We start from the raw sequence: 23,470 nt of genomic DNA, 5'->3' as shown, positions 1-23,470 counted from the left end.
CTCACACGCTCAGCGCCTCCCGCACCGACCGCTCGGCCGCCGAACCGCCCTCGCCCGACGACGTGACCCGCCCCGCCTCCAGAACGTAGTACCGCTGGGCCGCCCGCATCGCGAAACCGACGTGCTGCTCGACGAGGAGCACGGAGAGTCCGCCGCGCGCGGCCAGGGCGAGGACCGTCTCCTCGATCTCCGCCACGACCGAGGGCTGGATGCCCTCGGTCGGCTCGTCGAGCAGCAGGATCCGAGGGTCCGTCACCAGGGCCCGGGCGATGGCGAGTTGCTGTCTCTGTCCACCCGAGAGCAGGCCCGCCCGCCGCGTCGACAGGGTGCGCAGCACCGGGAACAGGTCCAGCGCCTCCGCGATCGCCGTCTTGCCGCGTCTGCGGCCGTCGGCGACGAGCTGGAGGTTCTCCGCCGTCGTCAGGTGGGGGAAGGCCTGCTGCCCCTGCGGCACGTACGCCATCCCGCGCGCCACGCGCTCGTGCGGCTTGCGGCGGGTGATGTCCTCCCCGTCGAGCCTGATCGCCCCGCTCGACGGGGTGAGCAGTCCGACGGCCGCCCGCAGCAGGGTGCTCTTGCCGGCGCCGTTGTGCCCGAGCACCGCCGCGACGCCGTCGTCCGGCACGTCCACGGAGACGCCGTGCAGGACGAGACTGCGGTGGTAGCCGACCCGTACGCCGTCGATCTCCAGTTTCATGCGCTCACACCTCCTGCACGGCGGCGCCGGTCCGGCCGGACGCGGTCCCGCCGGACGGTTCCGGCTCGTCCGGCAGCGTCGGTCCGGCGGAGCCGAGGGCCGCGTCCCCGGCCGCCGCGTGACCGAGGTACACCTCCTGCACCCGGGGATCGGCCTGTACCTCCGCCACGGTCCCCTCGCTGAGCACCCTGCCCGCGTGCAGCACGCTGACGCTGCGCGCGAAGGACCGCATGAAGTCCATGTCGTGCTCGATGACGACCACGGTCCGCTCCTCGCTGATGTGCTCCAGCAACTCGCCCGTGGCCTGCCGTTCGTCGTGGCTCATCCCGGCGACGGGCTCGTCGAGCAGCAGCAGCCGTACGTCCTGCACGAGCAGCATGCCGATCTCCAGCCACTGCTTCTGGCCGTGGGCGAGCGTGCCGGCCGGGCTGTGGGCCAGGTCCGTGAGCCCGACCGTCTCCAGCGCGCGGGCGACGGGCTCCGGTACGCCCTTGCGGCGCCGCAGCATCGTGAGCATGCCGCGCCCGGCACCGGCCGCTATGTCGAGGTTCTGCAGGACGGTCAGCCCCTCGAAGACGGTGGCGGTCTGGAAGGTCCGGCCGATGCCCGACCGGGCGATCCGGTGCACACTCCGGCCGAGCAGTTCCGCGCCTCCGAAGAGGACCGAGCCCTGAGCCTTCACCAGTCCGGTGACGGCGTCGACGAGCGTGGTCTTGCCCGCGCCGTTCGGTCCGATCAGGAAGCGGAGGTCGCCCGGCGCCACGTCGAGGTCCACCCCGTCGACCGCGGTGAACCCGTCGAATGACACCCGCAGTCCGCGTATCTCAAGACCTGAGAGCTGACTCATGCTGCTCCTCCTGAGGGGAGGGCGGTGGCCGCCGCCCTGCGTCGCCGCACGATCCCGGCCAGGGAGACGAGACCGCCCGGCAGGAACGCCAGGGCCACGATGAACAACAGCCCCTGGAAGTACGTCCAGGCCGCCGGGAACTCCTCCGACAGGGCCGTCTTCGCCCACGCCACCCCGATCGCGCCCAGCACCGCCCCGGCGAGGCTCGCCCGGCCGCCGACCGCGGCGCCGATGACGAACTCGATCGACGGCACGATGCCGATCATCGCGGGGGAGATGATGCCGACCGCGGGCACGAAGAGCGCCCCCGCGAGCCCGGCGGTGCCGGCCGCCACGACGTACGCGACGAGCTTCACGTTCGCCGGGTCGTAGCCGAGGAAGCGCACCCGTTCCTCCGAGTCCCGTACGGCGACGAGGAGTTCGCCGTACCGGCTGTGGATCAGTTGCCGGACCAGGGCGATCAGGAGCAGCAGGACGGCGGCGATGACGAAGTACACCATCCGCTGGTTGACCGGGTCGTCGAGGTCGTAGCCGAAGAAGCCCTGGATGTCGGTGAGTCCGTTGGTGCCGCCGGTCGTCGCCTGCTGGCCGATCAGCCAGATCGCGAAGGCCGCGGCGAGCGCCTGGCTCAGGATCGCGAAGTACGCGCCCTTGACCCGGCGGCGGAAGATGAACGAACCGAGGACCGCGGCGACGGCCATGGGCAGCAGCACGGTGGCCGCGAGGGCGACCAGGGGATTCCCGAACGGCCGCCACCACCAGGGGAGTTCGCTGGCCGTGCCGTACAGCTGCATGAAGTCGGGGAGGTTGCCGGGACCCGCGTCCGCGATCTTCAGATGCATCGCCATGGCGTAGCCGCCGAGCCCGAAGAACACACCCTGGCCGAGCGTGAGCAGGCCGCCGCGGCCCCAGGCCAGACAGATGCCGACGGCCACCATCGCGGTGCACAGGTACTTGGCGAGCAGCCCGAGCCGGAAGTCGGAGAGCGCCAGCGGCGCGAGGGCGAAGAGCGCGACGGCCGCGGCGGCGAATCCGGCCCACGCGCGGGCCGGGCGGCCCGCGAGGACCGACGGGCTCTTGCCCGCCGGGGCCGCCGGGGCACCTTTGAACAGGGTCATACGAGACTCCTCGTACGCAGCGTGTACAGCCCCTGGGGCCGCCACTGGAGGAAGGCGACGATGGCCACGAGGACGAGCACCTTCGCCACGCTGACGGTGGTGGAGTACTCCAGGACGGACTGCATGACTCCGAGGGCGAACGCGACGATCACCGTGCCCTTGAGCTGTCCGATGCCGCCGACGACGATCACCAGGAACGCGTCGATGATGATGTTGGTGCCCATCGTGGGTCCGATCGGGCCGACCAGTGTCAGCGCGACACCCGCGACCCCGGCGAGCCCGGACCCGAGGAAGAACGCGGTCCGGTCCACCCGCGAGGTGGAGATGCCGGACACCTCGGCCAGGTCCCTGTTCTGCACGACCCCGCGGATCCGGCGGCCGAGTGAGGTCAGCCGCAGTGTCAGCGACAGCGCGACGACGGCCGTGACCGCGAGACCGAGGATGAACAGGCGGCTGTTGGCGAACGTCAGTGGGTCGGAGCCGCCGAGGACGGTGATGTTCCCCGTCAGCCAGTCGGGCGCGCGGGTCTGCACGTTGGGAGCGCCGAAGAGGTCCCGGGCGAGCTGCTGGAGCATCAGCGACACACCCCAGGTGACGAGCAGCGTGTCGAGGGGGCGCAGATAGAGGCGGCGGATGAGTACCCATTCGAGCAGCGCGCCGAGCGCGCCCGCCACCAGGAAGGCGACGGGCAGCGCCACGAGGAGGGACAGGCCGGCGCCGGAGATGGACTTCTGGAGGACGTACGTGGTGTAGGCGCCGGCCATGATGAACTCGCCGTGGGCCATGTTGATGACGTTCATCTGGCCGAAGGTGAGCGAGAGCCCGAGCGCGATGAGCAGCAGGACGGCACCGATGCTGATGCCGGTGAAGGTCTGACCGAGGATCACGGTCATACGGCGGCTCCGAGGAGGCAGGACGCGGGGGCCTCGCGGGAAGGCCCCACGCTCGGTCGGTCAGGAGAGGCCGGAGGCCCAGTCGTAGCCCTTGAGGAACGGGTCGGGCTCGATCGGCTCGCCGGAGTCCCACACCTGCTCGATCAGCCCGTCGGTGCCGATCCTCCCGATCCGGGCGGTCTTGTGGATGTGCTGGCTCGCGCCGTCCACGGTGACCGTGCCCTCGGGGGCGTCGAAGGTGATGCCGTCCGAGGCGGCCTTGACCTTCTCCGGGTCGAAGGACTTGGCCTTCTCGACCATGGCCTTCCACAGATACACCGAGGTGTACGCGGCCTCCATCGGGTCACTGGTCGGCTTGTCCTGGCCGTACTTCGCCTTGTACGCCTTCACGAACTTCGTGTTCGCCGCGCCGGGTGTCGTCTGGTAATAGTTCCAGGCCGTCAACTGCCCTGCCAGGTACTGCGATCCGATCGACTTGACCTCTTCCTCGGCGATCGACACCGAGACGACCGGCATGCTCCTCGCGGTCAGGCCGGCCGACTTGTACTCCTTGAAGAAGGCCACGTTCGAGTCGCCGTTGAGGGTGTTGAAGACCGCGTCGGCCTTCGACGCCTTCACCTTGTTGGCGATCGTGCTGAACTCCGTTGAGCCCAGCGGCGCGTAGTCCTCGCCGAGCACCTTCATGCCGTTGGCCTTCGCGTACGCCTTGATGATCTTGTTCGCGGTGCGCGGGAAGACATAGTCGCTGCCGACGAGATAAATGCTCTTCTCGCCCCGGCTCTTCAGATAGTCGAGCGCCGGGACGATCTGCTGATTCGTCGTCGCCCCCGTGTAGAAAATGTACGGGGACTCCTCAAGGCCCTCGTACTGCACGGGATAGAACAGCAGGGACTTGTTCTTCTCGAAGACGGGTTTCACCGCTTTGCGGCTCGCGGAGGTCCAGCAGCCGAAGGTGGCCGCGACCCGGTCCTCCTTGATGAGCTTGGCCGCCTTCTCGGCGAACGTGGGCCAGTCGGACGCGCCGTCCTCGCTGACCGGTTTGATCTGCTTGCCGAGCACTCCGCCCGAGGCGTTGATCTCCTCGATCGCCAGTCTCAGCGAGTCGCGTACGGTCACCTCGCTGATCGCCATGGTGCCGGAGAGCGAGTTGAGCAGGCCGACCCTGACGGTGTCGCCGCTCGTGTCGGCCTTCGCGGCCTGGTCGGACGAGCCGCCCGCGGCGTCGGTCTTGGCGCCGCACGCGGTGAGCGCGACGACGGCGGCGAGCGCGGCGGCGCCCGCGATCACCCGGCGCCGCTGCGGACGGAAACCGCTGGAACGATAGGACTCGCTGGACAAATGGACCCCCTCGGGCTGGGAGGACAACCTCCTCCTGGCGTGCGGTCCACAGCCTCAAGTCACCCTGTTTCCACGGTGTTTCGCATTACTTTCCCGGCGGTATCTTCCGACTCTCATCCGGTTCTCGGAGAGAAAACAAAAATACCCCGGACCGAATCCATGAAATGAATTCACAGTTCGCCCGAGGCATTCTCATTACTTCCTGTGGGAAGTATCTTCGCGCAAGCGAGGACATGTCAAGACCGGGACGCGTGCGGATTCAGCTGGGCCACCACGTCGAAGTCCACGCCGTCCGCCCGCGCCAGGTAGATCCGCTGGCTCACATGGCCGCCGCGCAGCCTCAGCAGCCCGCGCGGGCCCTCGTAGGAGACGGTGTCCGCGGCGGCGCCGATCGCGGTGACGTCCAGGGTCCCGGCCCGGTCGATGAGCGCGGCGAGCAACAGCACGCCCTCGTAACAGGATTCACCGAGACTGCCGAGCGCCGGTGCCTCCACTCCGTACCGCCCGGCGTACTGGCCGTGGAAGTCCAGCGTGTCCTGGTTGGCGAGGGAGGCGAAGAAACCGGCCGTGCTGTAGAGGCCGGCGGTGGCCGTCGGGCCGCTCGCCATCAGCATGTTCTCGTCCATCAGCGTGCTCAGGCGAAGGCATCGCTCGTCGAGCCCCGCCGCGGCGAACGCCCGGTTGAAGCGCACCGCGTCGCTGCCCACCAGCAGCATCAGCACCCCGTCCGCCTCCGACCGCTCGATACGCCGCAGCACCGCGTCGAAGTCATGGGTGCCCAGCGGCAGATACGCCTCCGCGCGGACGGCGCCGCCCGACTCGCGGGCGTAGTGGTGCGAGGCCCTGGCCGTACGGCGCGGCCACACATAGTCGTTGCCCACGACGAACCAGCGGCGCACCCGGTGCTCGCGGGCCAACAGGTGCATGGCGGGCCGGAGTTGGGCGTCCGGTGTCTCGCTCGTGAGGAACACGCCCGCGGTGTGCTCCCCGCCCTCGTAGAGCGCCGTATACACATAGGGAACCCGGTGGGCGATCCGCGGCGCGAGTGCCTGGCGCACGGAGGAGATGTGCCAGCCGGTGACGCCCTGCACGACGCCGAGGTTCACCAGCGCCTCGACGTTCTCGGCGACGCGCCGCGGTTCCGCGCCGCCGTCCACCGGCACCAGCCGCAGCTCCTTGCCGAGCACTCCGCCGGAGCGGTTGACCTGCTCCGCGCCGAGCCGCGCGCACAACTCGCAGGTGGGTCCGAAGATTCCGGCCGCGCCCTGCAGGGGGAAGACCAGCGCCACACCGACGACCGAGTCGTCGGCCGTGAACCAGTCGGGCGGAGGCGGGCCGAGCGGGGAGGCGGCGAGTGGGAGCGGGTCGGGCCGGACCATGAGGGCATGATTGCGGGAACGTCCGGTGAACTCCAGTCCGTCTCGGGGTACGGTCGGCCCCGCACCCGCCGCGCGCGGGAGACCCTGGGGAAAGGGGGACTTGTACGATGTGAGGACCCCTTACCGGGCCCCCTCGGACGTCGATCTCGGGAGTGAGGAGCAGGATGCCGACCCCTCCTGCACGCCGGTCCAAGGACCTCGCGCACCTCCTGACGCGGGCCGAACGGCTGGCGGCGCGCCTCCTCCGGGGCGCCCTGGAGGAACACGGCTGCACCCTGGACGCCTGGCGCGTGCTCTCCCTCCTCTCCGACGGCGAGGGGCACCCCATGACGGCGGTCGCCGAAGAGGCCTTCCTGCCGCCCGCGACCCTCACCAAACTGGTCGACCACCTCGTCGACCAGAACCTGGTCCACCGGCGGGTCGACCCCCTCGACCGGCGGCGCATCCTCGCCCACCTCACCCCGCGCGGTGAGACGTACTGGCGGCGCGTCGACCGCGAGGTGCGCACGCGGTGGCCCGCCCGTAGCGGCGGCGAAGGCGACGAGGAACTGCTGCGCGGGCTGCTGCTCCGGCTGGTGGACGAGCTCGACGGAGCTGCGGCGGAATCGTCCGTCTGAGCCGGCCACCGGCCCCCTTGGTGTGACCTCTCGATCACGGTCGGTGTCCTCGGCCGGGGAGGAATGACGATGCCGTATAAATGGTTGGCATATACATCGAGCTTGCCGCTCGACATACCGAGTGCGGGTCACGAACCCGCCCCGACCAGCGAGGCACCGTGAACCAGCCCACCCCCGAGCAGCCCGCCGACGTCGTGGCCCGGCTGCGCGCCACCTTCCGCTCCGGCCGCACCAAGCCCGTCGAGTGGCGCACCGGCCAGCTGAGCCGCCTGCGCGAGATGCTCACCACGGACGGTGCCGCGCTCGCCGCCGCCCTCCACGCCGACCTGGGCAAGAGCTCCACCGAAGCCTTCCGTACCGAGATCGACTTCGTCGTCCGCGAGATCGACCACACCCTCGAACACCTCGAAGAGTGGCTGCGCCCCGAGCCCGCCCCGGTCCCCGCGCACCTCGGCGCCGACGCGACGGGCTGGACGCGCTACGACGCGCTCGGTGTCGTCCTGGTCATCGCCCCCTGGAACTATCCGGCGCAGCTCCTGCTCGCCCCGATGCTCGGCGCGCTCGCCGCGGGCAACGCGGTGGTCGTCAAACCCAGCGAGCTGGCCCCCGCCACCTCCGCCGAACTGGCCCGGCTGCTGCCCCGCCACCTCGACACCGACGCCGTCGCCGTCGTCGAGGGCGGCATCCCCGAGACCACGGCCCTGCTCGCCGAGCGCTTCGACCACATCTTCTACACCGGCAACGGCACGGTCGGCCGCATCGTGATGACCGCCGCCGCCCGGCACCTCACCCCGGTCACCCTCGAACTCGGCGGCAAGTCCCCGGCCTTCGTCGACCGCGGCGCCGACCTGACCGTCGTCGCCGAGCGCCTGGCCCGCGGCAAGTTCCTCAACGCCGGACAGACCTGCGTCGCGCCCGACTACGTCCTGACCGACCCCGAGACCGCCCGCGCCCTGGAGCCCGTACTGACCGAGGCCGTCGAGAAGCTGTACGGGTCCGACGCGTCCACCTCCGCCGAGTACGGGCGGATCATCAACGAACGGCACTTCGACCGGCTCAGCGGGCTGCTCGACTCCGGCCGGACCGTCGTCGGCGGCGCCACCGACCGTGCCACGAAGTACATCGCGCCGACCGTCCTGGCCGACGTCGACCCCGACGCGCCCGTCATGCGCGAGGAGATCTTCGGCCCGGTCCTGCCGATCGTCACCGTCCCCGGTCTCGACGAGGCCATCGACTTCATCAACGACCGCGACAAGCCCCTCGCCCTGTACGCCTTCACCGAGTCGGACACCACCCGGCGGCGGCTCGCCGCCGAGACCTCGTCCGGCGGCCTCGGCCTCGGTCTGCCGCTCGCCCATCTCACCGTCTCCGACCTCCCCTTCGGCGGAGTGGGGGAGAGCGGCATGGGCAACTACCACGGCCGCTACTCGATCGAGACGTTCAGCCACCGCAAGGCGGTACTGGAGAAGCCGCTGAGCTGAGCCGGCCGACGGGCAGACGCCATCGACCTGAAGCGACGCGGCGCCGGGGCGAGTTGACTGGTCTACACCCTTGACTGGTCCAGACCAAGGTGGTGAAGTGTGCCTCACCACCCCCCACCACGGCTGCCCCGTACGCCGCGGCCGGCCCCGTCGGCACCTGCGTACAAGGTCCGCCCCGCGCTGCCCCCGTACGGGTCCGCGGCCGTGCTCCGTGAAGGAGTTGCCCCTGTGTCCAGGCGCCGTATCTCCGCGTTCGTGGCCGCGATCGTCCTCGGAACCGCCGCACCGGTGCTGTTGCCGGCCTCGGGCGCGTCCGCCGCGGCCTGTTCGAGCTACCCGAGCTGGGTGGCCGGCAAGTCCTACGTGACCGGCAACATCGTCCGCTACACCGACGGCAAGGCGTACATAGCCGAGCACGACAACCCGGGCTACGACCCCACGATCAGCACCTGGTACTGGGAGCCGTACGCCTGCGACAACGGACCCACCAACCCCTCCGGGTTCGTCGTCAGCGAGGCCCAGTTCAACCAGATGTTCCCGAACCGGAACTCCTTCTACAGCTACAGCGGGCTCAAGGCCGCGATGAGCGCCTACCCGGCCTTCGCCAACACCGGCAGCGACACGGTGAAGAAGCAGGAGGCCGCGGCCTTCCTCGCCAACGTCAACCACGAGACCGGCGGCCTGGTCCACATCGTCGAGCAGAACACCGCCAACTACCCGCACTACTGCGACTGGGGCCAGCCCTACGGCTGCCCGGCCGGCCAGGCCGCGTACTACGGCCGCGGCCCCATCCAGCTCAGCTGGAACTTCAACTACAAGGCCGCGGGCGACGCGCTCGGCATCGACCTCCTGAACAACCCCTGGCTCGTGCAGAACGACTCGGCGGTGGCCTGGAAGACCGGCCTCTGGTACTGGAACACCCAGTCCGGCCCCGGCTCCATGACCGGCCACAACGCGATGGTCAACGGCGCGGGCTTCGGCCAGACCATCCGCTCCATCAACGGTTCGCTGGAATGCGACGGCAAGAACCCGGCCCAGGTGCAGAGCCGGGTGGACAGCTACCAGCGGTTCGTGGGGATCCTCGGCACGACGGCGGGCAACAACCTGTACTGCTGACAGACAGCTTCAGCTGACAGACCGCTTCAGCGCTGTGGGGCGGCCGGTTCACCACCGGCCGCCCCACAGTGCTTTCACATGTACGCCGTCAGCCGAGAATGCTCCACGACGTGCCGCCGTTCGCAGCCATGAGCACGGCGAGCAGCACGATGTCCGCGATGCCGAGCCACAGCCCGAGCAGCGCCCTGAAACGCCGGGGCGTGCCCCGCCGCAGGGCCAGCACGGCCAGCACGATGGCGACGGGGCCGAGGAAGAAGTTGAGGACGAGGAGTCCGACGAGGCCGAGGACGAAGGAGGCCACGGCCATTCCCTCGGTGTCCCGCCTGCCGGTCCGACGCCCGCCGCTCTCCCGCTCACCGGTCTCCCGCTCACCGTTCTCCCGTCGCCGGGACTCTGTCAGCCGCATCACGTCACGCCCTTCCGGTCCGGCTGCCGTGCTTGCGCCGCTCGCGCACCGCGAACACGGCCAGCCACGCGGCGATGGCCACCGCGGCCAGCACGGTCACGGGCAGGGGGAGATAGGCGGCCGAGCCGAGCAGGACGGCCAGCACCAGGACGGCCACGACAAGGAAGATCACGTCTGCCCCCGTTCGTGCGGGGACAAGGGCAGTTGCGAGGGCGAAGGCAAGGCTGTGGATCGCCTCTTCATGAACATGCGGATACGGGTGTCCCGGCGGCCCGACATCACACCTGCGAACACTTCCGGCCGGTGGCGAAGATTCGCCCCGCCACTCAGGGGTACCCCACGGACTTCGCCCGATCCGAGGGCGAACTGTGCGAACTCGCAGAACAGAAAGGCTGCCGGTGCCCGAAAAGACCCCGACCGATGTGCGCGACGACGTGAAGCACGACGACGTGAAGAACGTCTTCGTGATAGGCCTCGACGACGCCAACCTGCCCACCCTCGAAGCGGCCGCGGCGGCCAGGTCGCTGCGCTACCACCCGCTGCTGACGATCGGGGAACTGCAGAGCGGCGAGGTGTCCGTCCCGGAACTCATCGACAAGGCACGGGCCGTACTGGACGCCTTCGACGGCAGGATCGACGCGATCGTCGGCTACTGGGACTTCCCCGTGAGCACCCTCGTGCCGATCCTCGCCGAGCACTACGGGACCCGCAGCACCAGCCTGGAGTCCGTGGTCAAGTGCGAGCACAAGTACTGGAGCCGGCTGGAGCAGCAGAAGGTCACCGACCGGCACCCGCGGTTCGGCCGGGTCGACCTGGACACCGACGACCCGCAACCGCCGGAGAACGTACGGTTCCCGATGTGGGTCAAGCCCGCCCTCTCGTATTCCTCCGAACTCGCCTTCGGCGTCGCGGACATGGACGAGTTCCAGGACGCCGTACGGCAGATACGCGAAGGAATCTCCCGGGTGGGCCGCCCCTTCGAGGACATCCTCGACCGGATCGACCTGCCGCCCGAGATGAAGGGCGTCGGCGCCCAGGTCTGCCTCGCCGAGGAGACCATGACGGGCCTCCAGGTCGCCGTCGAGGGGTACGTCCACCGGGGCGAGGTCACCGTCTACGGTGTGCTCGACTCCATCAACTACCCCGACACCTCCAGCTTCCAGCGGCACCAGTACCCCTCGACGCTGCCGCCGGCGGTCATCGCCGAGCTGCACGACGTCACCGAGCGCGTCATGCGCCGGATCGGCTTCGAGTCGGCCACCTTCAGCGTGGAGTACTTCTTCGATCCGAAGACCCAGGAGATCAGCCTGCTGGAGATCAACCCCAGGCACTCCCAGTCCCACGCCGAGCTGTTCGAGTACGTCGACGGCGTGCCCAACCACCACGCCATGCTCGGCCTCGCCCTGGACGACGATCCGGCCATGCCGCAGCGCAAGGGCCCGTACGCGATGGCCGCGAAGTGGTACTACCGCTGGTTCACCGACGGCGTTGTGCGCGACGTGCCCTCGGCCGACGACCTGGCCCGCATCGAGCGCGAGGCCGACGGTGTGCGCGTGGACGTCACCACCGAGGAGGGACAGGTCCTCTCCGACCTCTCCCAGCAGGACTCCTACAGCTACGAACTGGCGCACATATTCACCGGCGGGAACAGTGAGGAGGAGCTGAGGGCGAAGTACGACCACTGCGTGGCCGCGCTGGGACTCAGTTTCGACGAGAGCCCCCAGGAACGTCCGGACGCGTAACGGCCGCCCCCACAAAGGCCGCACGCACCACGTCCGCCCGCACCACGTCCGCCCGCACTATGTCCGCACGAAAAGGAGCAAGTCCGCCTCATGCGCTACGTGAGCAATCTGCCGTACGCGACGAAGGAAGAGGAGGACGTCCGTATCCCGATGCCCGACGGCGTCCAGCTGTCGGCCCGTGTCTGGCGCCCCACCTCTTCCGACAACGAGCCCGTGCCCGCGGTGCTGGAGTACATCCCCTACCGCAAACGCGACCTCACCTCGGTGCGCGACTCCATGCACCACCCCTACATCGCCGGTCACGGATACGCCTGTGTGCGCGTCGACCTCCGCGGCACCGGTGACTCGGAGGGGGTGCTGAGGGACGAGTACCTGGAACAGGAACAGGCCGACGCCGAGGCGGTCCTCGCCTGGCTCGCCGACCAGTCCTGGTGCGACGGCAACACCGGCATGATGGGCCTGTCCTGGGGTGCCTTCGCCGCCCTCCAGGTGGCCGCCCGGCAGCCGCCGAGCCTGCGCGCCGTCGTCATCGCGTCCTTCACGGACGACCGGCACGCCGACGACATGCACTACATGGGCGGCGCCATGCTGTCGGACAACCTCGCCGAGGCCGGCACCATGTTCGCCTACGCGACCCTGCCGCCCGACCCCGCCGTGGTCGGCGACCGCTGGCGTGAGATGTGGCACGAACGCCTGGAGAACTCCGGCCCCTGGGTCCTGCCCTGGCTGCGCCACCAGCGCCGGGACGACTACTGGCGGCACGCCTCGGTCGCCGAGGACTACAAGGCCGTACAGTGCCCCGTCCTCGCCTCCAGCGGCTGGGCGGACGGCTACTCCAACGCCGTGACCCGGCTGCTCGGCAACCTGGACGTGCCCCGCAAGGGACTGATCGGCCCCTGGTCGCACAAGTTCCCCCACCTCGGGGAGCCAGGCCCCGCCATCGGCTACCTCCAGGAAGTGGTGCGCTGGTGGGACCACTGGCTCAAGGGCGCCGACAACGGCGTCATGGACGGTCCCATGCTGCGCACCTGGATGCAGGACAGCGTGCCCCCGTCCACCTCGTACGAGGAGCGTCCGGGCCGCTGGGTCGCCGAGCCGACCTGGCCGTCCCCGCAGATCAACCCCGTCAGGTACCCGCTGACCCGGCACCGGATCAACACCCCGGTCGAGGCCGGCGCCGACACCGGCGCCGACACCCGTGCCGGCGCCGATGCCCCTGTGGGCGGCGCCGAGATGACCGTACGGTCGCCGCTGTCCGTAGGGCAGTTCGCGGGCAAGTGGGCCTCCTACAACGCGCCCCCGGACCTGCCGTACGACCAGCGCGAGGAGGACGGCGGTTCCCTCGTCTTCGAGACCGAGCCGCTCACGGAGCAGCTGGAGATCCTCGGCTCACCGACCGTGGAACTCGACCTCGCGGCGGACCGGCCGGTCGCCATGGTGGCCGCGCGCCTGTCCGACGTGAGCCCCGACGGCGCCGCCACCCGCGTCACCTACGGTCTGCTCAACATCACCCGGCGCGAGAGCACCGAGCACCCCGAACCCCTGCAGCCGGGAACGCGCTACCGCGCGACCGTCCAGCTCAACGGAGTGGCGCAGGCGTTCCCGCCCGGCCACCGGGTCCGCCTCTCGCTGTCCACGTCGTACTGGCCGCTCGCCTGGCCGCCCCCCGAGCCGGCGCTGCTCAGCGTGTACGAGGGTGCCAGCACGCTCACGCTCCCCGTCCGCCCCACGGAGGAGCCGGACGGGATGCCGGCGAACCCGTTCGAGGAGCCCGAGGGCGCACCCCCGCTGTCCGTCACCCGGCTGACCGCCCCGGACGCACGCTGGGAGGTGAAGCGCGACATGGTCGACTACCGCGCCGAACTGGAGATCGTGAAGGACCAGGGCCTCGTCCACTTCGACGAGATCGACCTCGACGTGGGCCGCCGCGCCTACGAGCGCTACACCTCAGTCGCCGACGACTTCACCTCCGCGACCGGCGAGTCGACCTGGACCATGCGGTTCAAGCGGGACGACTGGGATGTCCGTGTGGAGACGCACACACGGCTGACCTGCGACGCGACGGACTTCTTCGTGGACGCCACGCTGGACGGCTACGAGGGCGGGCGCCGGGTCTTCTCGCGCACCTGGAACGAGACTGTGCCACGGGACCTGCTGTAGACGACCGGACGCGTCTTTCTCCGCCGGCCGGGCACCCGGAGGAGGAGACGCAGCGCCGCACAGGCACATGACGAGACGGCACACCACGACACGGAATGCCACGACACCATCGAGGAGAAGTTGACGCGTGAGCACACTCACCGGTCTGGAACGAGCCATGGAACGCTTCGGAGGGTCCCTGCTCGCGCGTTTTCGCCACAAGGAACCGGTCGAACTGATCGAGGCCCTGCACAAGGAGTGCGACGACCACATCGTGGTGTGCAGCGAGAGCCGGACCGTCGTACCCAACGCCTACGACGTCGAGCTGGCCGAGTTCGCCCACGAGGAACTGGAGCGCAACGGCGGGCGCATAGACCAGGTGCTCACCGACAGCCTGCTGCGCCACGGCGAGAAGCAGGGCTATGAGTGGGCCGGCCCGCTGACCGTGCACGTCACCCGGTCACCGGACCTGCCCAACGGCCGGTACCGGGTGGCCAGCGCCGTCATGCAGCATGTGCGGGCCGGCGCCTTCCAGCACTGACCCGACCGCACATGCCCCGCCCGTGCCCCGAGGGTCCCGGGCGGGCGGACCGCCGGGTCAGTCGCGGCGCAGGGGCGTCGGCGGCAGTTCCTCCTCCTCGGGGATGAGATGCACCGCGGCCTCCTCGGCGCCCGCGGCTCCGCCGTCGATGCCGATGTCCGAGGCGACCGCTTCCTTCGTCCTGTCCTCGTGGGCGCCCTCGTCGGGCGCCACAAGACGGCCCGCGCGCTCGTCACCGGCCTCGGGGTCGGTCGCCTCACCCTCTCCGCAGGGCAGGTCACCGATGCCGTCACCGGCCGGGACCTCCTCGTCGGGGACCTCCTGGCGCAGCCGCTCGTCGAGGCTCTCGCCCTCGTGCTGCTCGGCCGCGGTGACGCCGGTCTTGGTGACCCCCAGGGGCTTCTCGGGCGGTGAATAGCCCTCGTCGAGCACATCGTCGTACGTACGTTCGTCCACCGCGTCCTGGAGATCCAGCGGCGCCGCGTCCGCCTGCTCCTCGTTGGTCCCCGTGGGCTGGTAGACGTCGTCGGCCATGTTGTCGTCGCTCATGTTCGGCCTCCCGGCGCGGTGATCATTTCTTTCCCCGTAGGAGTAACGCGGTGCCCGGCATCGGCCCCGCGAAACACCGTGCTATTGACCGGTACATACCAACCCGATTGAGTGTCCCGCGCAGACCCCCCACTTTCCCGGCCGCCTACCGGGCGCCGCCGCGCTGCCGAAGGGACCTCACCGCCATGCGGAGACACCGCCCCCTGCTCGCCCTCACCGCCGCCGGAGCGGCACTGACCACCGCACTGGCCGTTCCCTCGCACGCCGCGGAGGCGCCGGCGGCGGGCGTGTTCTACGTGCAGAGCGCGGTCACCGGCCTGAACGCCGCCGACAGCGGGGGAGCGGTCGTCCAGCGCAACCCCAAGGGCAACGAGGACCGCCAGCAGTGGACACTCCGGGCCACCGGCACGTCGCACGTCCTGGAGAGCACCGACACGGCGGGCAGCTGCCTGGGCCGGTCCGGGGGCCAGGCGAGGACCGTGGCCTGCGCGAGCGCCGACGCCTCGTGGGAGATCACGTCGACGGGCACCGACCGCTACCGGCTCAAGGTGCCCGGCGCCGACCAGTACCTGACCGTCGGCGCCAAGGCCTCCGGCGCCAACTACCCCGCGCAGCTCGTCGTCGGCGCGGCGGGCGACCCGGCCGCCTGGTACCTCACCCCGGTGACGTCACCGACCTCCCCGATGCCCGCCGCGGGCCAGCGCACCCTGGACCAGGTCACGTTCCTCACCTCCCACAACGCCTACGCGAACGGCGTCGACGGCGGTTTCGCCCCGCCCTTCGTCAACCTCGTCCCGAACCAGAGCCGGGGCATCAACCAGCAACTCACCGACGGTGTCCGCGGATTCATGCTGGACATCCACCAGACCCCGGACGGCGCGATCCTCTGCCACAACAGCTGCACCCTCGTCAGCAGGCCGGTGGCCCTGAATGTGGACCTCCAGCGCATGGTCGACTTCCTGCGGCAGAACCCGAACGACGTCGTCACGGTGTTCCTGGAGGACTACGTCGACCCGGGGGTCCTGCGCAGTGAACTGGCCAAGGTGAACGGCCTGTCCGACGTCCTCTACCGCCCGGACCGGACCGGCGTACGGGCCAACGGCTGGCCGAAGGTGGCGGACCTGATCGCCGCCAACGACCGGCTGCTCCTCTTCACCGACCACAGCCGCTCCGCCGACGAGTCCGCCGGGCTCACCCGGGACAGCTTCGGCGTCATGTACCAGCGTGAGTGGACCGTGGAGAACTACTGGTCGATGGGCTCGGGCCTCGGCAGTTCCGACTGGTCCTGCTACAGCCGCTGGTACGACGCCAACACGAACGTCCCCCTCACGGCGACTGCTTCGCCCTTCCGCCCGCTCTTCGTGATGAACCACTTCCGGGACGCGGCGATCGCCTCGACCGCGACCACCGACAACACCAAACTCACCGACCGGGCGCAGCGGTTCTGCCAGCCCGCCGCCCGCAAGAAGCCCAACTTCCTCGCGGTGGACCGGTACGACCTGGGCTCGCCGGCCTCGGCGGTGGCGACGCTGAACACGTACACGTACTGATCCCCACGCACCAACGTGCGCCGCTGCCCCCGGCGGGACCGGGGGCAGCGGTTGCTCAGCCCAGCTGCGCGTGCAGGAACTCGACCGTGCTCCGCCAGGCCTGCGCCGACGCCTCGGGGTCGTGGACCTCCGGGCGGCCGTCGTTGAAGAAGGCGTGGTCGGCCGGGTAGACGCGGAAGTCCGGGGTGATGCCGGACTGCTCGCGGATCGTCTCGGCGAGCGTGGTGAGGGAGTCCACGGGGATGGCGGAGTCGCGCTCGCCGTAGTGCCCGAGGACCTGCGCCTTGAGGCCGGAGAAGTCCGGGGCCTCGCCCTGGATGACGCCGTAGAACGGGACGGCGGCGCGGACGCGGGGGTCGGTGGCCGCCTGGTAGAGGACGAAACCGCCGCCCATGCAGAAGCCGACCGAGCCGACGGTCCCGGAGGTGACCTCCGGCATGGCCAGCAGATGGTCGACGGCGCCGGACAGCAGCTCGACACCGCGCGGCACGGGCAGTTCCTGCATCATGCGGTACGCCTCGGAGCTCTCATGGGCGACGTTGCCGCCGTAGAGGTCCGGGGCCAGTGCCACGAAGCCCTCCTTCGCCAGCCGCTCGGTGACGTCGGCGATGTGGTCGGTCAGCCCCCACCACTCCTGGATGACGATGACACCGGGCCCTCGTCCGGCCGGTGGCAGTGCCAGGTAACCGTGCGCGGTGGTGCCGCCGCTCGGGAAGGTGACGTTCTGGTGGGCGGGTGCGCCGGTCGACCTGGGCGTCTCGGACATGGTGTGTCACTCCTGTCACTTGATCCTTCCCCCAGCATGCAGGAGGCGGGTGCCGCGCGGGCAGGCGACCCCCCGGCGATGGCGTATCCTCGCGTGTTACGTATAACCCCCGCTGTCCATCCCCAGTGCTCATCCCTCCTGCTCGACCCCGCTGCCCGTACCCACCGCCGGCCCTTGCTGCCGCGACCCCCGGAGAGGCCCCGATGCGACGCGTCGCCCTGGTCACCCTCGTCGTCGACGACTACGACGACGCGATCCGCTTCTACACCGAGGCGCTCGGATTCCGGCTCGCCGAGGACACCCCGAGGCCCGACGGGTCCCGCTGGGTCGTCGTGGAGCCGGACACCGCCGGATCCGGCACCGGTCTCCTGCTGGCCCGCGCCAAGGACGAGGCGCAGCGCGAGCGGATCGGCGACCAGACCGGCGGCCGGGTCGGCTTCTTCCTGCACACCGACGACTTCGCCCGCGACCACGCCCGGATGACCGCCGCCGGCGTGACCTTCCTGGAGGAGCCGCGGCACGAGACGTACGGCTCGGTCGCCGTCTTCCAGGACCTGTACGGGAACCGGTGGGACCTGTTGCAGCCGGCCGCCCCCGACGCGACCGCCCAGTAGTCCGGCCGAACCCGTCCCGCCCCCTCCCGAGAACCTGTCGAGGAACACCGCATGACCGCGCCCCGCACCGACGCCCGTAACGACGTCCGTCCCGACACGGACACCATCCGCCGGCTCCCCAAAGCCGTCCTGCACGACCATCTCGACGGCGGACTGCGCCCCGCGACGCTCGTCGAACTCGCCGGCGCGGTCGGCCACACCCTCCCCACCACCGACCCGGACGCACTCGCCGCCTGGTACTACGAGGCGGCCAACTCGGGCGACCTCGTCCGCTACATCGCCACCTTCGAGCACACCCTGGCCGTCATGCAGACCCGGGAGGGCCTGCTGCGCACCGCCGAGGAGTACGTGCTCGACCTCGCCGCGGACGGTGTCGTCTACGGCGAGGTCCGCTACGCGCCCGAGCTGATGCTGAACGGCGGGCTCACCCTGCCCGAGGTCGTCGAGACCGTGCAGGAGGGCCTGGCCGCCGGCATGGCGAAGGGCGCCGCGGCCGGTACGCCCGTCCGGGTCGGCACGCTGCTGTGCGGGATGCGGATGTTCGACCGCAGCCGGGAGATCGCGGATCTGGCGGTGGCGTTCCGGGACGCGGGCGTCGTCGGTTTCGACATCGCGGGCGCCGAGGACGGCTTCCCGCCCGCCGACCACCTCGACGCGTTCGCGCACCTGCGCGCCGAGAACGTCCCGTTCACCATCCACGCCGGTGAGGCCCACGGCCTGCCCAGCATCCACCAGGCGCTCCAGGTCTGCGGCGCCCAGCGCATAGGCCACGGCGTCCGGATCACCGACGACATCGTGGACGGCAAGCTCGGCCGCGTCGCCGAGTGGATACGCGACCGCCGCATCGCCCTGGAGATGTGCCCCACCTCCAACCTCCAGACCGGCGCGGCCACCTCGATCGCGGACCACCCGATCACCCGGCTGCGCGACCTGGGCTTCCGCGTCACCCTCAACACCGACAACCGCCTCGTGTCCGGCACGACCATGACCCGGGAGATGTCCCTGCTCGTCGAGAAGGCGGGCTGGACCCTCGGCGACCTCCGCACGGTCACGGTCAACGCCCTCAAGAGCGCGTTCATCCCCTTCGACGAGCGCAACGCGCTGATCCGGGACGTGGTCCTGCCGGGGTACGACCTCGGGACGCGCTGACACGTGTCGAATGAGTCGTGGCCGAAAGTGTTCGCCGGCTCCGGGAGCAGCTGTTCGCCACGCGGCGGACCGCCGTTCTCCCGGCGACAGGACGATCACAGGACTCCGGCATAACAGCACGAAAACCCCGGATCATGGGAGTGAATCCGCCATAAAGCGTGATCGTGAGGCACTCGCGGCACGCAAAGGCAGGGCGTTCAACTTCGGCCAGGACTGGACTGTTTGAGCCATCGAAAGATCATTAACCTGTTCCTCGACGGCACGCATCCAACACGAGGAGTTCCGTGTCCACTGCCCAGCAGGCGCCCGACATCCTCTCTCCCGAGTTCGCCGCGGATCCCTACCCCGCGTACGCGGCGATGCGAGAGAAAAATCCCCTGATCTGGCACGAGGCCACCCAGAGCTACATCATCTCCCGTTACGACGACGTCGAACGGGTCTTCAAGGACAAGAAGTCCGAGTTCACGACCGGCAACTACGACTGGCAGCTGGAGCCGGTCCACGGCAAGACGATCCTCCAGCTCAGCGGCCGTGAGCACGCGGTGCGGCGCGCACTCGTCGCCCCCGCGTTCCGCGGCAGCGACCTCCAGGAGAAGTTCCTGCCGGTCATCGAACGCAACTCGCTCGCGCTCATCGACGCCTTCCGCGCGACCGGCTCGGCCGACATCGTCACCGACTACGCGACCCGGTTCCCGGTCAACGTCATCGCGGACATGCTGGGCCTGGACAAGGCCGACCACGCCCGCTTCCACGGCTGGTACACCGCCGTCATCGCCTTCCTCGGCAACCTCTCCGGTGACGCCGAGGTGACCGCCGCCGGTGAGCGCACCCGCCGGGAGTTCGCCGAGTACATGATCCCGATCATCCGCGACCGGCGCGACAACCTGGGCGACGACCTGCTGTCGACGCTCTGTGCCGCCGAGGTCGACGGTGTCCGGATGAGCGACGAGGACATCAAGGCGTTCTGCAGCCTGCTGCTCGCCGCCGGCGGCGAGACCACCGACAAGGCGATCGCCAGCATTCTCGCCAACCTGCTGATGAACCCCGAGCAGTTGGCGGCGGTCTACGAGGACCGCAGCCTGATTCCCGCGGCCTTCGCGGAGACGCTGCGCTACACCCCGCCGGTCCACATGATCATGCGGCAGTCGGCCACCGACGTCGAGGTCTCCGGCGGCACCATCCCGCAGGGGGCCACGGTGACGTGCCTCATCGGAGCCGCCAACCGCGACGAGCGCCGCTACGGCGACCCCGACCGGTTCGACATATTCCGGGACGACCTCACCACGACCTCGGCGTTCTCGGCCGCGGCGGACCACCTCGCGTTCGCGCTGGGCCGGCACTTCTGCGTCGGCGCGCTGCTCGCCAAGGCGGAGGTCGAGATCGGCATGAACCAACTGCTCGACGCGATGCCGGACCTGCGCCTCGCGGACGGCTTCGACCCGGTGGAACAGGGAGTCTTCACCCGAGGCCCCCAGTCCCTGCCGGTACGTTTCACCCCGGTCGGCGCCTGACACCCCTGGTCCTCCGCATGCCACACAGGGCATGCGGAGGACCAGGCGCCCCGAAGGGGCGCGGGGAACTGCGCGCCCAGCCACGACGCACCCGCAGAAAAGCAACGCACCCGCAGGGCAGCGCCCCCGAAGGGGCGCGGGGAACGGCGCGCTCAGCCCCAACGTACCCGCAGCAAAACAACGCACCCCCAGGGCAGCGCCCCTAAAGGGGCGCGGGGAACGGCGCGCTCAGCCACGAAGCACCCGCAGGCACACAACGCACCCGCAGACAATCAACTGAACCCAGCGGAGCGCTAATGCACGGCCGGAGTGAACTGCACCGGCAGCGAGTTCAGCCCCCGCATCCAGATCGACGGCCGCCACGTCAGCTCGGAGGGGTCCACGCCCAGCACCAGGTCGGGCAGCCGCTCCAGCAGCGTCTCCACCGCCGTACGGGCCATCACGTCCGCGAGGAGCGGCGCCGGATACGGGCACCGGTGCTCGCCGTTGCTGAACGACAGGTGCGAGGAGTTCTCCGCGCCGACATGCGACTCGGGCCAGATCTGCGGGTCCGTGTTGGCCGCCGCGAGACCGAGGACGAGGCAGTCGCCCTCACGGATGAGCCGCCCGCCGAGCTGGGTGTCGCGCACGGCCCAGCGGCCGATGAAGTTCTGGGTCGGCGTGTCCAGCCACAGCACCTCGTTGAGCGCGTCGCCGACACTGACCCGCCCGCCGGAGACGTTGACGGCGAACCGCTCGTCGGTCAGCAGCAGCCGCAGGGTGTTGCAGATCCAGTTGGCGGTCGGCTGCTGGGCCGCGGCGATGACGGAGATCAGGTCCTGCACGATCTCCTCGTCGCTGAGCCCCGCCGGGTCCTGCAGCATCCGGGAGGTGACGTCGGGACCCGGCCGGTCCCGCTTCTCCTTCACGAGCTGCATGATGCGCTCCCCGACGCGCATGTACGCCGCCACCGGGTCGTCGCCCTCGCCGGCGTCGAGCGAGATCCGCAGATCGTCGACGAGCTGCTCGGTGTCCGCGCTGCCCTGCGGCATACCGCACATCCACAGCACCGCGCGGGCCGGCAGGGCGTGCGCGTACGTGCTCATCAGCTCGGTCTGCCCGCTGCCGCCGAACGAGGCGATCAGCGACTCGGCGATCGACTGGCACTCACGGGCCAGTTCGAACTGGTCGACCCCCTCCAGCGCCTGCGTGATGACACCGGCCCGGCGCTGGTGCTCCGGGCCCTCGGTGAACAGCACGGACGGCTGGTGGCCGACGAACGGCATCAGGGGCCAGTCCGCCGGAATGTTCGGCCACTGGTTCCAGCGCCGGGAGTCCCGCGCGAACAGCTCGTCATGGCTGGTCACATAGCTGACCTCGGGATAACCGAGGACGAGCCAGGCCGGGATGTCGCCGTCGAGGAGGACCGGAGCCACCGCACCGTGGTCCCTGCGCATCGTGCGGTACAGCTGCGAGGGCGTCTGCTGGTACTCAAGCCCGCCCAGCTGCACGGCGGAACCGTGCGCCGGGCAGCCCGGTGGAGGGGTCTTCGACGAAGTGGAGCCGGTGGTGTCGCTCACGACGTCCCTTCCTGGGACAGGGCCAGTGCGTAGAGATGGTCCACGAGAGTGATCAGGACTTCCTTGCCCGACGACCTGACGCGCGCGTCGCAGTCGACCATGGGCACATGGTCGCCCAGCGCGAGGGCCTGCCGGATCTCGTCGAGCGAGAACCGCTGCTCGTCGTCGTCGAAGCGGTTGACGGCCACCACGAACGGCGTCTTGTGGTGTTCGAGCCGGTCGATCGCGTACCAGGAGTCCTCCATGCGCCGGGTGTCGACGAGGACGATCGCGCCGAGGGTGCCGGAGAACAGCCGGTCCCACAGGAACCAGAAGCGCTCCTGGCCCGGCGCGCCGAACAGGTAGAGCACCATCCGCTGGTTGAGGCTGATGCGCCCGAAGTCGAAGGCGACGGTGGTCGTGGTCTTGCGTTCCACCCCCGCCGTCTCGTCGACGCCCTGCCCCGCCTGCGTCATCACCTCTTCGGTGTTCAGCGGACGTATCTCGCTGACCGAGCGGACCAGGGTGGTCTTGCCGGCGCCGAAGCCGCCCACCACGACGATCTTCAGTCCGGTTTCGGCGGCATCGGCCAGCGGCGTGCGCTGGGCGGGCAGCTCAGAGGTTGCGGAGCCCATGGAGCACCTCCTGCAGCAGTGCGGTTTCGGGGAGGGCCGCGACGGAGTCGGCCGCGCGGGGGTGACGGGCGCTCACCTTGCCCATGGCATGGAGGTCGCCGAGGAGGATCCGTACGACGGTGATGGGCAGCTTGAGCTCGGCCGAGACCTCGACCAGCGCCGTGGGGTGCCGGCACAGCTCAAGGATCCGGACGTGCTCGGACTGCATGCCGGCGGCCGGCTCGCACTCGCTGACGATCAGCGTGACCAGGTCGAAGGCGTCATCGGCTTCGCTGCGTCCGCCCGTGACCGTGTAGAGCCGGTCCGGGTCGCCGATGTCCACGGGTTTGCGGCTCACGCCGAGGCACCCCTGGTGGTGACGGGTGTACGGGGTTCGGCCCGCAGATGGTCACCGATCTGCTCCACCAGCTCGGTCATCTGATGGCCGACGACGCCCGGGTCGGCGCTCTCCTCGGCGACGAGCGCGAGGTGCGCGCCCTGGCCGGCCTCCACGATGAACAGGAGGCCTCCGTGGAACTCGGTCATGGAGTGCCGGACACCGCCGGTTCCGTCGCCGAACTCCACGGACGCGCCCTGGGCGAGAGCCTGGATGCCGGAGCAGATCGCCGACAGCTGGTCGGCCTGGTCCAGGGTCAGGTGTTCCGTCCAGCACAGCTTCAGACCGTCCCGGGACAGGACGAGTGCGTGGCGGGTGCCCGGCGTGCGCTCCAAGAGGTTCATCAAGAGCCAGGTGAGGCTGTTGTCAGTGGTCTCCATGATGGGCGGGGCGGGTGATGACCAGTCGGTGGTCACCCGGCCCGTTCCTCCAATCCAACGGGGTGCGGCGAATCAGTGCGGGGTGGGC

The 23,470-nt window shown here is 70.0% G+C and carries 24 protein-coding genes; 10 read left to right on the top strand and 14 right to left on the bottom strand.

The features are described from left to right. Nucleotide 1: 1 nt before the first annotated feature. The 6 genes from urtE to C6Y14_RS24830 all read right to left on the bottom strand — a co-directional run bounded on the left by urtE (nucleotide 2) and on the right by C6Y14_RS24830 (nucleotide 6,272). Nucleotides 2–697 carry an urea ABC transporter ATP-binding subunit UrtE gene (gene urtE / locus C6Y14_RS24855; RefSeq protein WP_107019035.1) on the bottom strand — a complete coding sequence of 232 codons (696 nt, stop codon included), beginning with the start codon at nucleotides 695–697 and terminating at the stop codon, nucleotides 2–4. Nucleotides 698–701: 4 nt separating this feature from the next. After that, entirely contained in the window at nucleotides 702–1,544 is an 843-nt protein-coding gene (gene urtD, locus C6Y14_RS24850) for an urea ABC transporter ATP-binding protein UrtD (protein ID WP_225891257.1), read from the bottom strand. Further along, a complete protein-coding gene (urtC, locus tag C6Y14_RS24845) occupies nucleotides 1,541–2,662 on the bottom strand; it encodes an urea ABC transporter permease subunit UrtC (protein ID WP_225891256.1) in 1,122 nt (373 codons plus the stop codon). The genes urtD and urtC overlap by 4 nt, the downstream gene beginning before the upstream one ends. Further along, the gene (urtB, locus tag C6Y14_RS24840; RefSeq protein WP_107019034.1) at nucleotides 2,659–3,555 is read right to left on the bottom strand and encodes an urea ABC transporter permease subunit UrtB; all 897 of its coding nucleotides are present in this window, start codon (nucleotides 3,553–3,555) and stop codon (nucleotides 2,659–2,661) included. Before urtB ends, urtC begins: the two co-directional genes overlap by 4 nt. Before the next feature lie 60 nt (nucleotides 3,556–3,615). Beyond that, entirely contained in the window at nucleotides 3,616–4,842 is a 1,227-nt protein-coding gene (gene urtA / locus C6Y14_RS24835) for an urea ABC transporter substrate-binding protein (protein ID WP_404828830.1), read from the bottom strand. A gap of 287 nt (nucleotides 4,843–5,129) precedes the next feature. Then, nucleotides 5,130–6,272: a substrate-binding domain-containing protein gene (locus tag C6Y14_RS24830; RefSeq protein ID WP_107019033.1), complete on the bottom strand. Its 1,143-nt coding sequence runs from the start codon at nucleotides 6,270–6,272 to the stop codon at nucleotides 5,130–5,132. A gap of 164 nt (nucleotides 6,273–6,436) precedes the next feature. Here C6Y14_RS24830 and C6Y14_RS24825 point away from each other — a divergent pair, with 164 nt between their 5' ends. From C6Y14_RS24825 to C6Y14_RS24815, 3 genes are all read left to right on the top strand, one after another. Next, on the top strand, nucleotides 6,437–6,889 hold the full coding sequence (locus C6Y14_RS24825; RefSeq protein WP_107019032.1) for a MarR family winged helix-turn-helix transcriptional regulator: 453 nt from the start codon (nucleotides 6,437–6,439) through the stop codon (nucleotides 6,887–6,889). 158 nt (nucleotides 6,890–7,047) lie between these two features. Further along, nucleotides 7,048–8,370 carry an aldehyde dehydrogenase family protein gene (locus tag C6Y14_RS24820; protein WP_107019031.1) on the top strand — a complete coding sequence of 441 codons (1,323 nt, stop codon included), beginning with the start codon at nucleotides 7,048–7,050 and terminating at the stop codon, nucleotides 8,368–8,370. 228 nt (nucleotides 8,371–8,598) lie between these two features. Further along, complete coding sequence (locus tag C6Y14_RS24815) at nucleotides 8,599–9,486, top strand: glycoside hydrolase family 19 protein (protein WP_107019030.1); 888 nt, start codon at nucleotides 8,599–8,601, stop codon at nucleotides 9,484–9,486. 88 nt (nucleotides 9,487–9,574) lie between these two features. Here C6Y14_RS24815 and C6Y14_RS24810 read toward each other — a convergent pair whose 3' ends face one another. Then, nucleotides 9,575–9,793, bottom strand: a complete 219-nt coding sequence (locus C6Y14_RS24810) for a DUF4190 domain-containing protein (RefSeq protein ID WP_107019234.1) — start codon at nucleotides 9,791–9,793, stop codon at nucleotides 9,575–9,577. A gap of 103 nt (nucleotides 9,794–9,896) precedes the next feature. Continuing rightward, nucleotides 9,897–10,064 carry a hypothetical protein gene (locus C6Y14_RS44595; RefSeq protein ID WP_199854847.1) on the bottom strand — a complete coding sequence of 56 codons (168 nt, stop codon included), beginning with the start codon at nucleotides 10,062–10,064 and terminating at the stop codon, nucleotides 9,897–9,899. A gap of 226 nt (nucleotides 10,065–10,290) precedes the next feature. Between C6Y14_RS44595 and C6Y14_RS24805 the strand changes: the two genes are divergently transcribed. The 3 genes from C6Y14_RS24805 (at nucleotide 10,291) to C6Y14_RS24795 (ending at nucleotide 14,314) form a co-directional block, all read left to right on the top strand. After that, a complete protein-coding gene (locus C6Y14_RS24805) occupies nucleotides 10,291–11,634 on the top strand; it encodes an ATP-grasp domain-containing protein (RefSeq protein WP_404828824.1) in 1,344 nt (447 codons plus the stop codon). A gap of 90 nt (nucleotides 11,635–11,724) precedes the next feature. After that, a complete protein-coding gene (locus tag C6Y14_RS24800; protein ID WP_107019029.1) occupies nucleotides 11,725–13,794 on the top strand; it encodes a CocE/NonD family hydrolase in 2,070 nt (689 codons plus the stop codon). A gap of 127 nt (nucleotides 13,795–13,921) precedes the next feature. Beyond that, nucleotides 13,922–14,314, top strand: a complete 393-nt coding sequence (locus tag C6Y14_RS24795) for a DUF3662 domain-containing protein (protein WP_107019028.1) — start codon at nucleotides 13,922–13,924, stop codon at nucleotides 14,312–14,314. A gap of 57 nt (nucleotides 14,315–14,371) precedes the next feature. On the opposite strand, the gene C6Y14_RS24790 is transcribed toward C6Y14_RS24795, so the two are convergent. Further along, entirely contained in the window at nucleotides 14,372–14,863 is a 492-nt protein-coding gene (locus tag C6Y14_RS24790) for a DUF5709 domain-containing protein (RefSeq protein WP_107019027.1), read from the bottom strand. Between the two features lie 185 nt (nucleotides 14,864–15,048). Between C6Y14_RS24790 and C6Y14_RS24785 the strand changes: the two genes are divergently transcribed. After that, nucleotides 15,049–16,413, top strand: a complete 1,365-nt coding sequence (locus C6Y14_RS24785) for a phospholipase (RefSeq protein WP_107019026.1) — start codon at nucleotides 15,049–15,051, stop codon at nucleotides 16,411–16,413. A gap of 55 nt (nucleotides 16,414–16,468) precedes the next feature. On the opposite strand, the gene C6Y14_RS24780 is transcribed toward C6Y14_RS24785, so the two are convergent. After that, a complete protein-coding gene (locus tag C6Y14_RS24780; protein ID WP_107019025.1) occupies nucleotides 16,469–17,179 on the bottom strand; it encodes a dienelactone hydrolase family protein in 711 nt (236 codons plus the stop codon). A gap of 203 nt (nucleotides 17,180–17,382) precedes the next feature. Here C6Y14_RS24780 and C6Y14_RS24775 point away from each other — a divergent pair, with 203 nt between their 5' ends. The 3 genes from C6Y14_RS24775 (at nucleotide 17,383) to C6Y14_RS24765 (ending at nucleotide 20,453) form a co-directional block, all read left to right on the top strand. Next, nucleotides 17,383–17,793 (top strand): VOC family protein, encoded by a 411-nt coding sequence (locus C6Y14_RS24775; protein ID WP_107019024.1) that lies wholly within the window; start codon nucleotides 17,383–17,385, stop codon nucleotides 17,791–17,793. Between the two features lie 51 nt (nucleotides 17,794–17,844). After that, on the top strand, nucleotides 17,845–18,942 hold the full coding sequence (locus C6Y14_RS24770; protein ID WP_107019023.1) for an adenosine deaminase: 1,098 nt from the start codon (nucleotides 17,845–17,847) through the stop codon (nucleotides 18,940–18,942). Between the two features lie 284 nt (nucleotides 18,943–19,226). Next, a complete protein-coding gene (locus C6Y14_RS24765; protein ID WP_107019022.1) occupies nucleotides 19,227–20,453 on the top strand; it encodes a cytochrome P450 in 1,227 nt (408 codons plus the stop codon). A gap of 293 nt (nucleotides 20,454–20,746) precedes the next feature. On the opposite strand, the gene C6Y14_RS24760 is transcribed toward C6Y14_RS24765, so the two are convergent. From C6Y14_RS24760 to C6Y14_RS24745, 4 genes are read right to left on the bottom strand one after another with little or no spacing between them, the layout of a single operon-like run. Then, entirely contained in the window at nucleotides 20,747–22,012 is a 1,266-nt protein-coding gene (locus C6Y14_RS24760; protein ID WP_107019021.1) for a cytochrome P450, read from the bottom strand. After that, nucleotides 22,009–22,626 carry a GTP-binding protein gene (locus C6Y14_RS24755; RefSeq protein ID WP_107019020.1) on the bottom strand — a complete coding sequence of 206 codons (618 nt, stop codon included), beginning with the start codon at nucleotides 22,624–22,626 and terminating at the stop codon, nucleotides 22,009–22,011. Before C6Y14_RS24755 ends, C6Y14_RS24760 begins: the two co-directional genes overlap by 4 nt. Further along, entirely contained in the window at nucleotides 22,607–22,963 is a 357-nt protein-coding gene (locus C6Y14_RS24750; protein WP_199854846.1) for a DUF742 domain-containing protein, read from the bottom strand. The genes C6Y14_RS24755 and C6Y14_RS24750 overlap by 20 nt, the downstream gene beginning before the upstream one ends. Beyond that, nucleotides 22,960–23,382 carry a roadblock/LC7 domain-containing protein gene (locus tag C6Y14_RS24745; RefSeq protein WP_107019232.1) on the bottom strand — a complete coding sequence of 141 codons (423 nt, stop codon included), beginning with the start codon at nucleotides 23,380–23,382 and terminating at the stop codon, nucleotides 22,960–22,962. Before C6Y14_RS24745 ends, C6Y14_RS24750 begins: the two co-directional genes overlap by 4 nt. Nucleotides 23,383–23,470: the final 88 nt, after the last annotated feature.

The organism is Streptomyces dioscori (assembly GCF_003024195.1).
Taxonomy (GTDB): Bacteria; Actinomycetota; Actinomycetes; order Streptomycetales; family Streptomycetaceae; genus Streptomyces; species Streptomyces dioscori.
The sequence above is the reverse complement of the archived record's forward strand: the minus strand, read 5'-3'. Positions and strand labels throughout refer to the sequence as shown.

Bases quoted from the DNA above. Each gene is read 5' to 3' on its own strand.
- urtE (WP_107019035.1), bottom strand. From the start codon at position 697: ATGAAACTGGAGATCGACGGCGTACGGGTCGGCTACCACCGCAGTCTC.
- urtD (WP_225891257.1), bottom strand. From the start codon at position 1,544: ATGAGTCAGCTCTCAGGTCTTGAGATACGCGGACTGCGGGTGTCATTC.
- urtC (WP_225891256.1), bottom strand. From the start codon at position 2,662: ATGACCCTGTTCAAAGGTGCCCCGGCGGCCCCGGCGGGCAAGAGCCCG.
- urtB (WP_107019034.1), bottom strand. From the start codon at position 3,555: ATGACCGTGATCCTCGGTCAGACCTTCACCGGCATCAGCATCGGTGCC.
- C6Y14_RS24830 (WP_107019033.1), bottom strand. From the start codon at position 6,272: ATGGTCCGGCCCGACCCGCTCCCACTCGCCGCCTCCCCGCTCGGCCCG.
- C6Y14_RS24825 (WP_107019032.1), top strand. From the start codon at position 6,437: ATGCCGACCCCTCCTGCACGCCGGTCCAAGGACCTCGCGCACCTCCTG.
- C6Y14_RS24810 (WP_107019234.1), bottom strand. From the start codon at position 9,793: ATGGCCGTGGCCTCCTTCGTCCTCGGCCTCGTCGGACTCCTCGTCCTC.
- C6Y14_RS24800 (WP_107019029.1), top strand. From the start codon at position 11,725: ATGCGCTACGTGAGCAATCTGCCGTACGCGACGAAGGAAGAGGAGGAC.
- C6Y14_RS24790 (WP_107019027.1), bottom strand. From the start codon at position 14,863: ATGAGCGACGACAACATGGCCGACGACGTCTACCAGCCCACGGGGACC.
- C6Y14_RS24785 (WP_107019026.1), top strand. From the start codon at position 15,049: ATGCGGAGACACCGCCCCCTGCTCGCCCTCACCGCCGCCGGAGCGGCA.
- C6Y14_RS24780 (WP_107019025.1), bottom strand. From the start codon at position 17,179: ATGTCCGAGACGCCCAGGTCGACCGGCGCACCCGCCCACCAGAACGTC.
- C6Y14_RS24775 (WP_107019024.1), top strand. From the start codon at position 17,383: ATGCGACGCGTCGCCCTGGTCACCCTCGTCGTCGACGACTACGACGAC.
- C6Y14_RS24770 (WP_107019023.1), top strand. From the start codon at position 17,845: ATGACCGCGCCCCGCACCGACGCCCGTAACGACGTCCGTCCCGACACG.
- C6Y14_RS24755 (WP_107019020.1), bottom strand. From the start codon at position 22,626: ATGGGCTCCGCAACCTCTGAGCTGCCCGCCCAGCGCACGCCGCTGGCC.
- C6Y14_RS24745 (WP_107019232.1), bottom strand. From the start codon at position 23,382: ATGGAGACCACTGACAACAGCCTCACCTGGCTCTTGATGAACCTCTTG.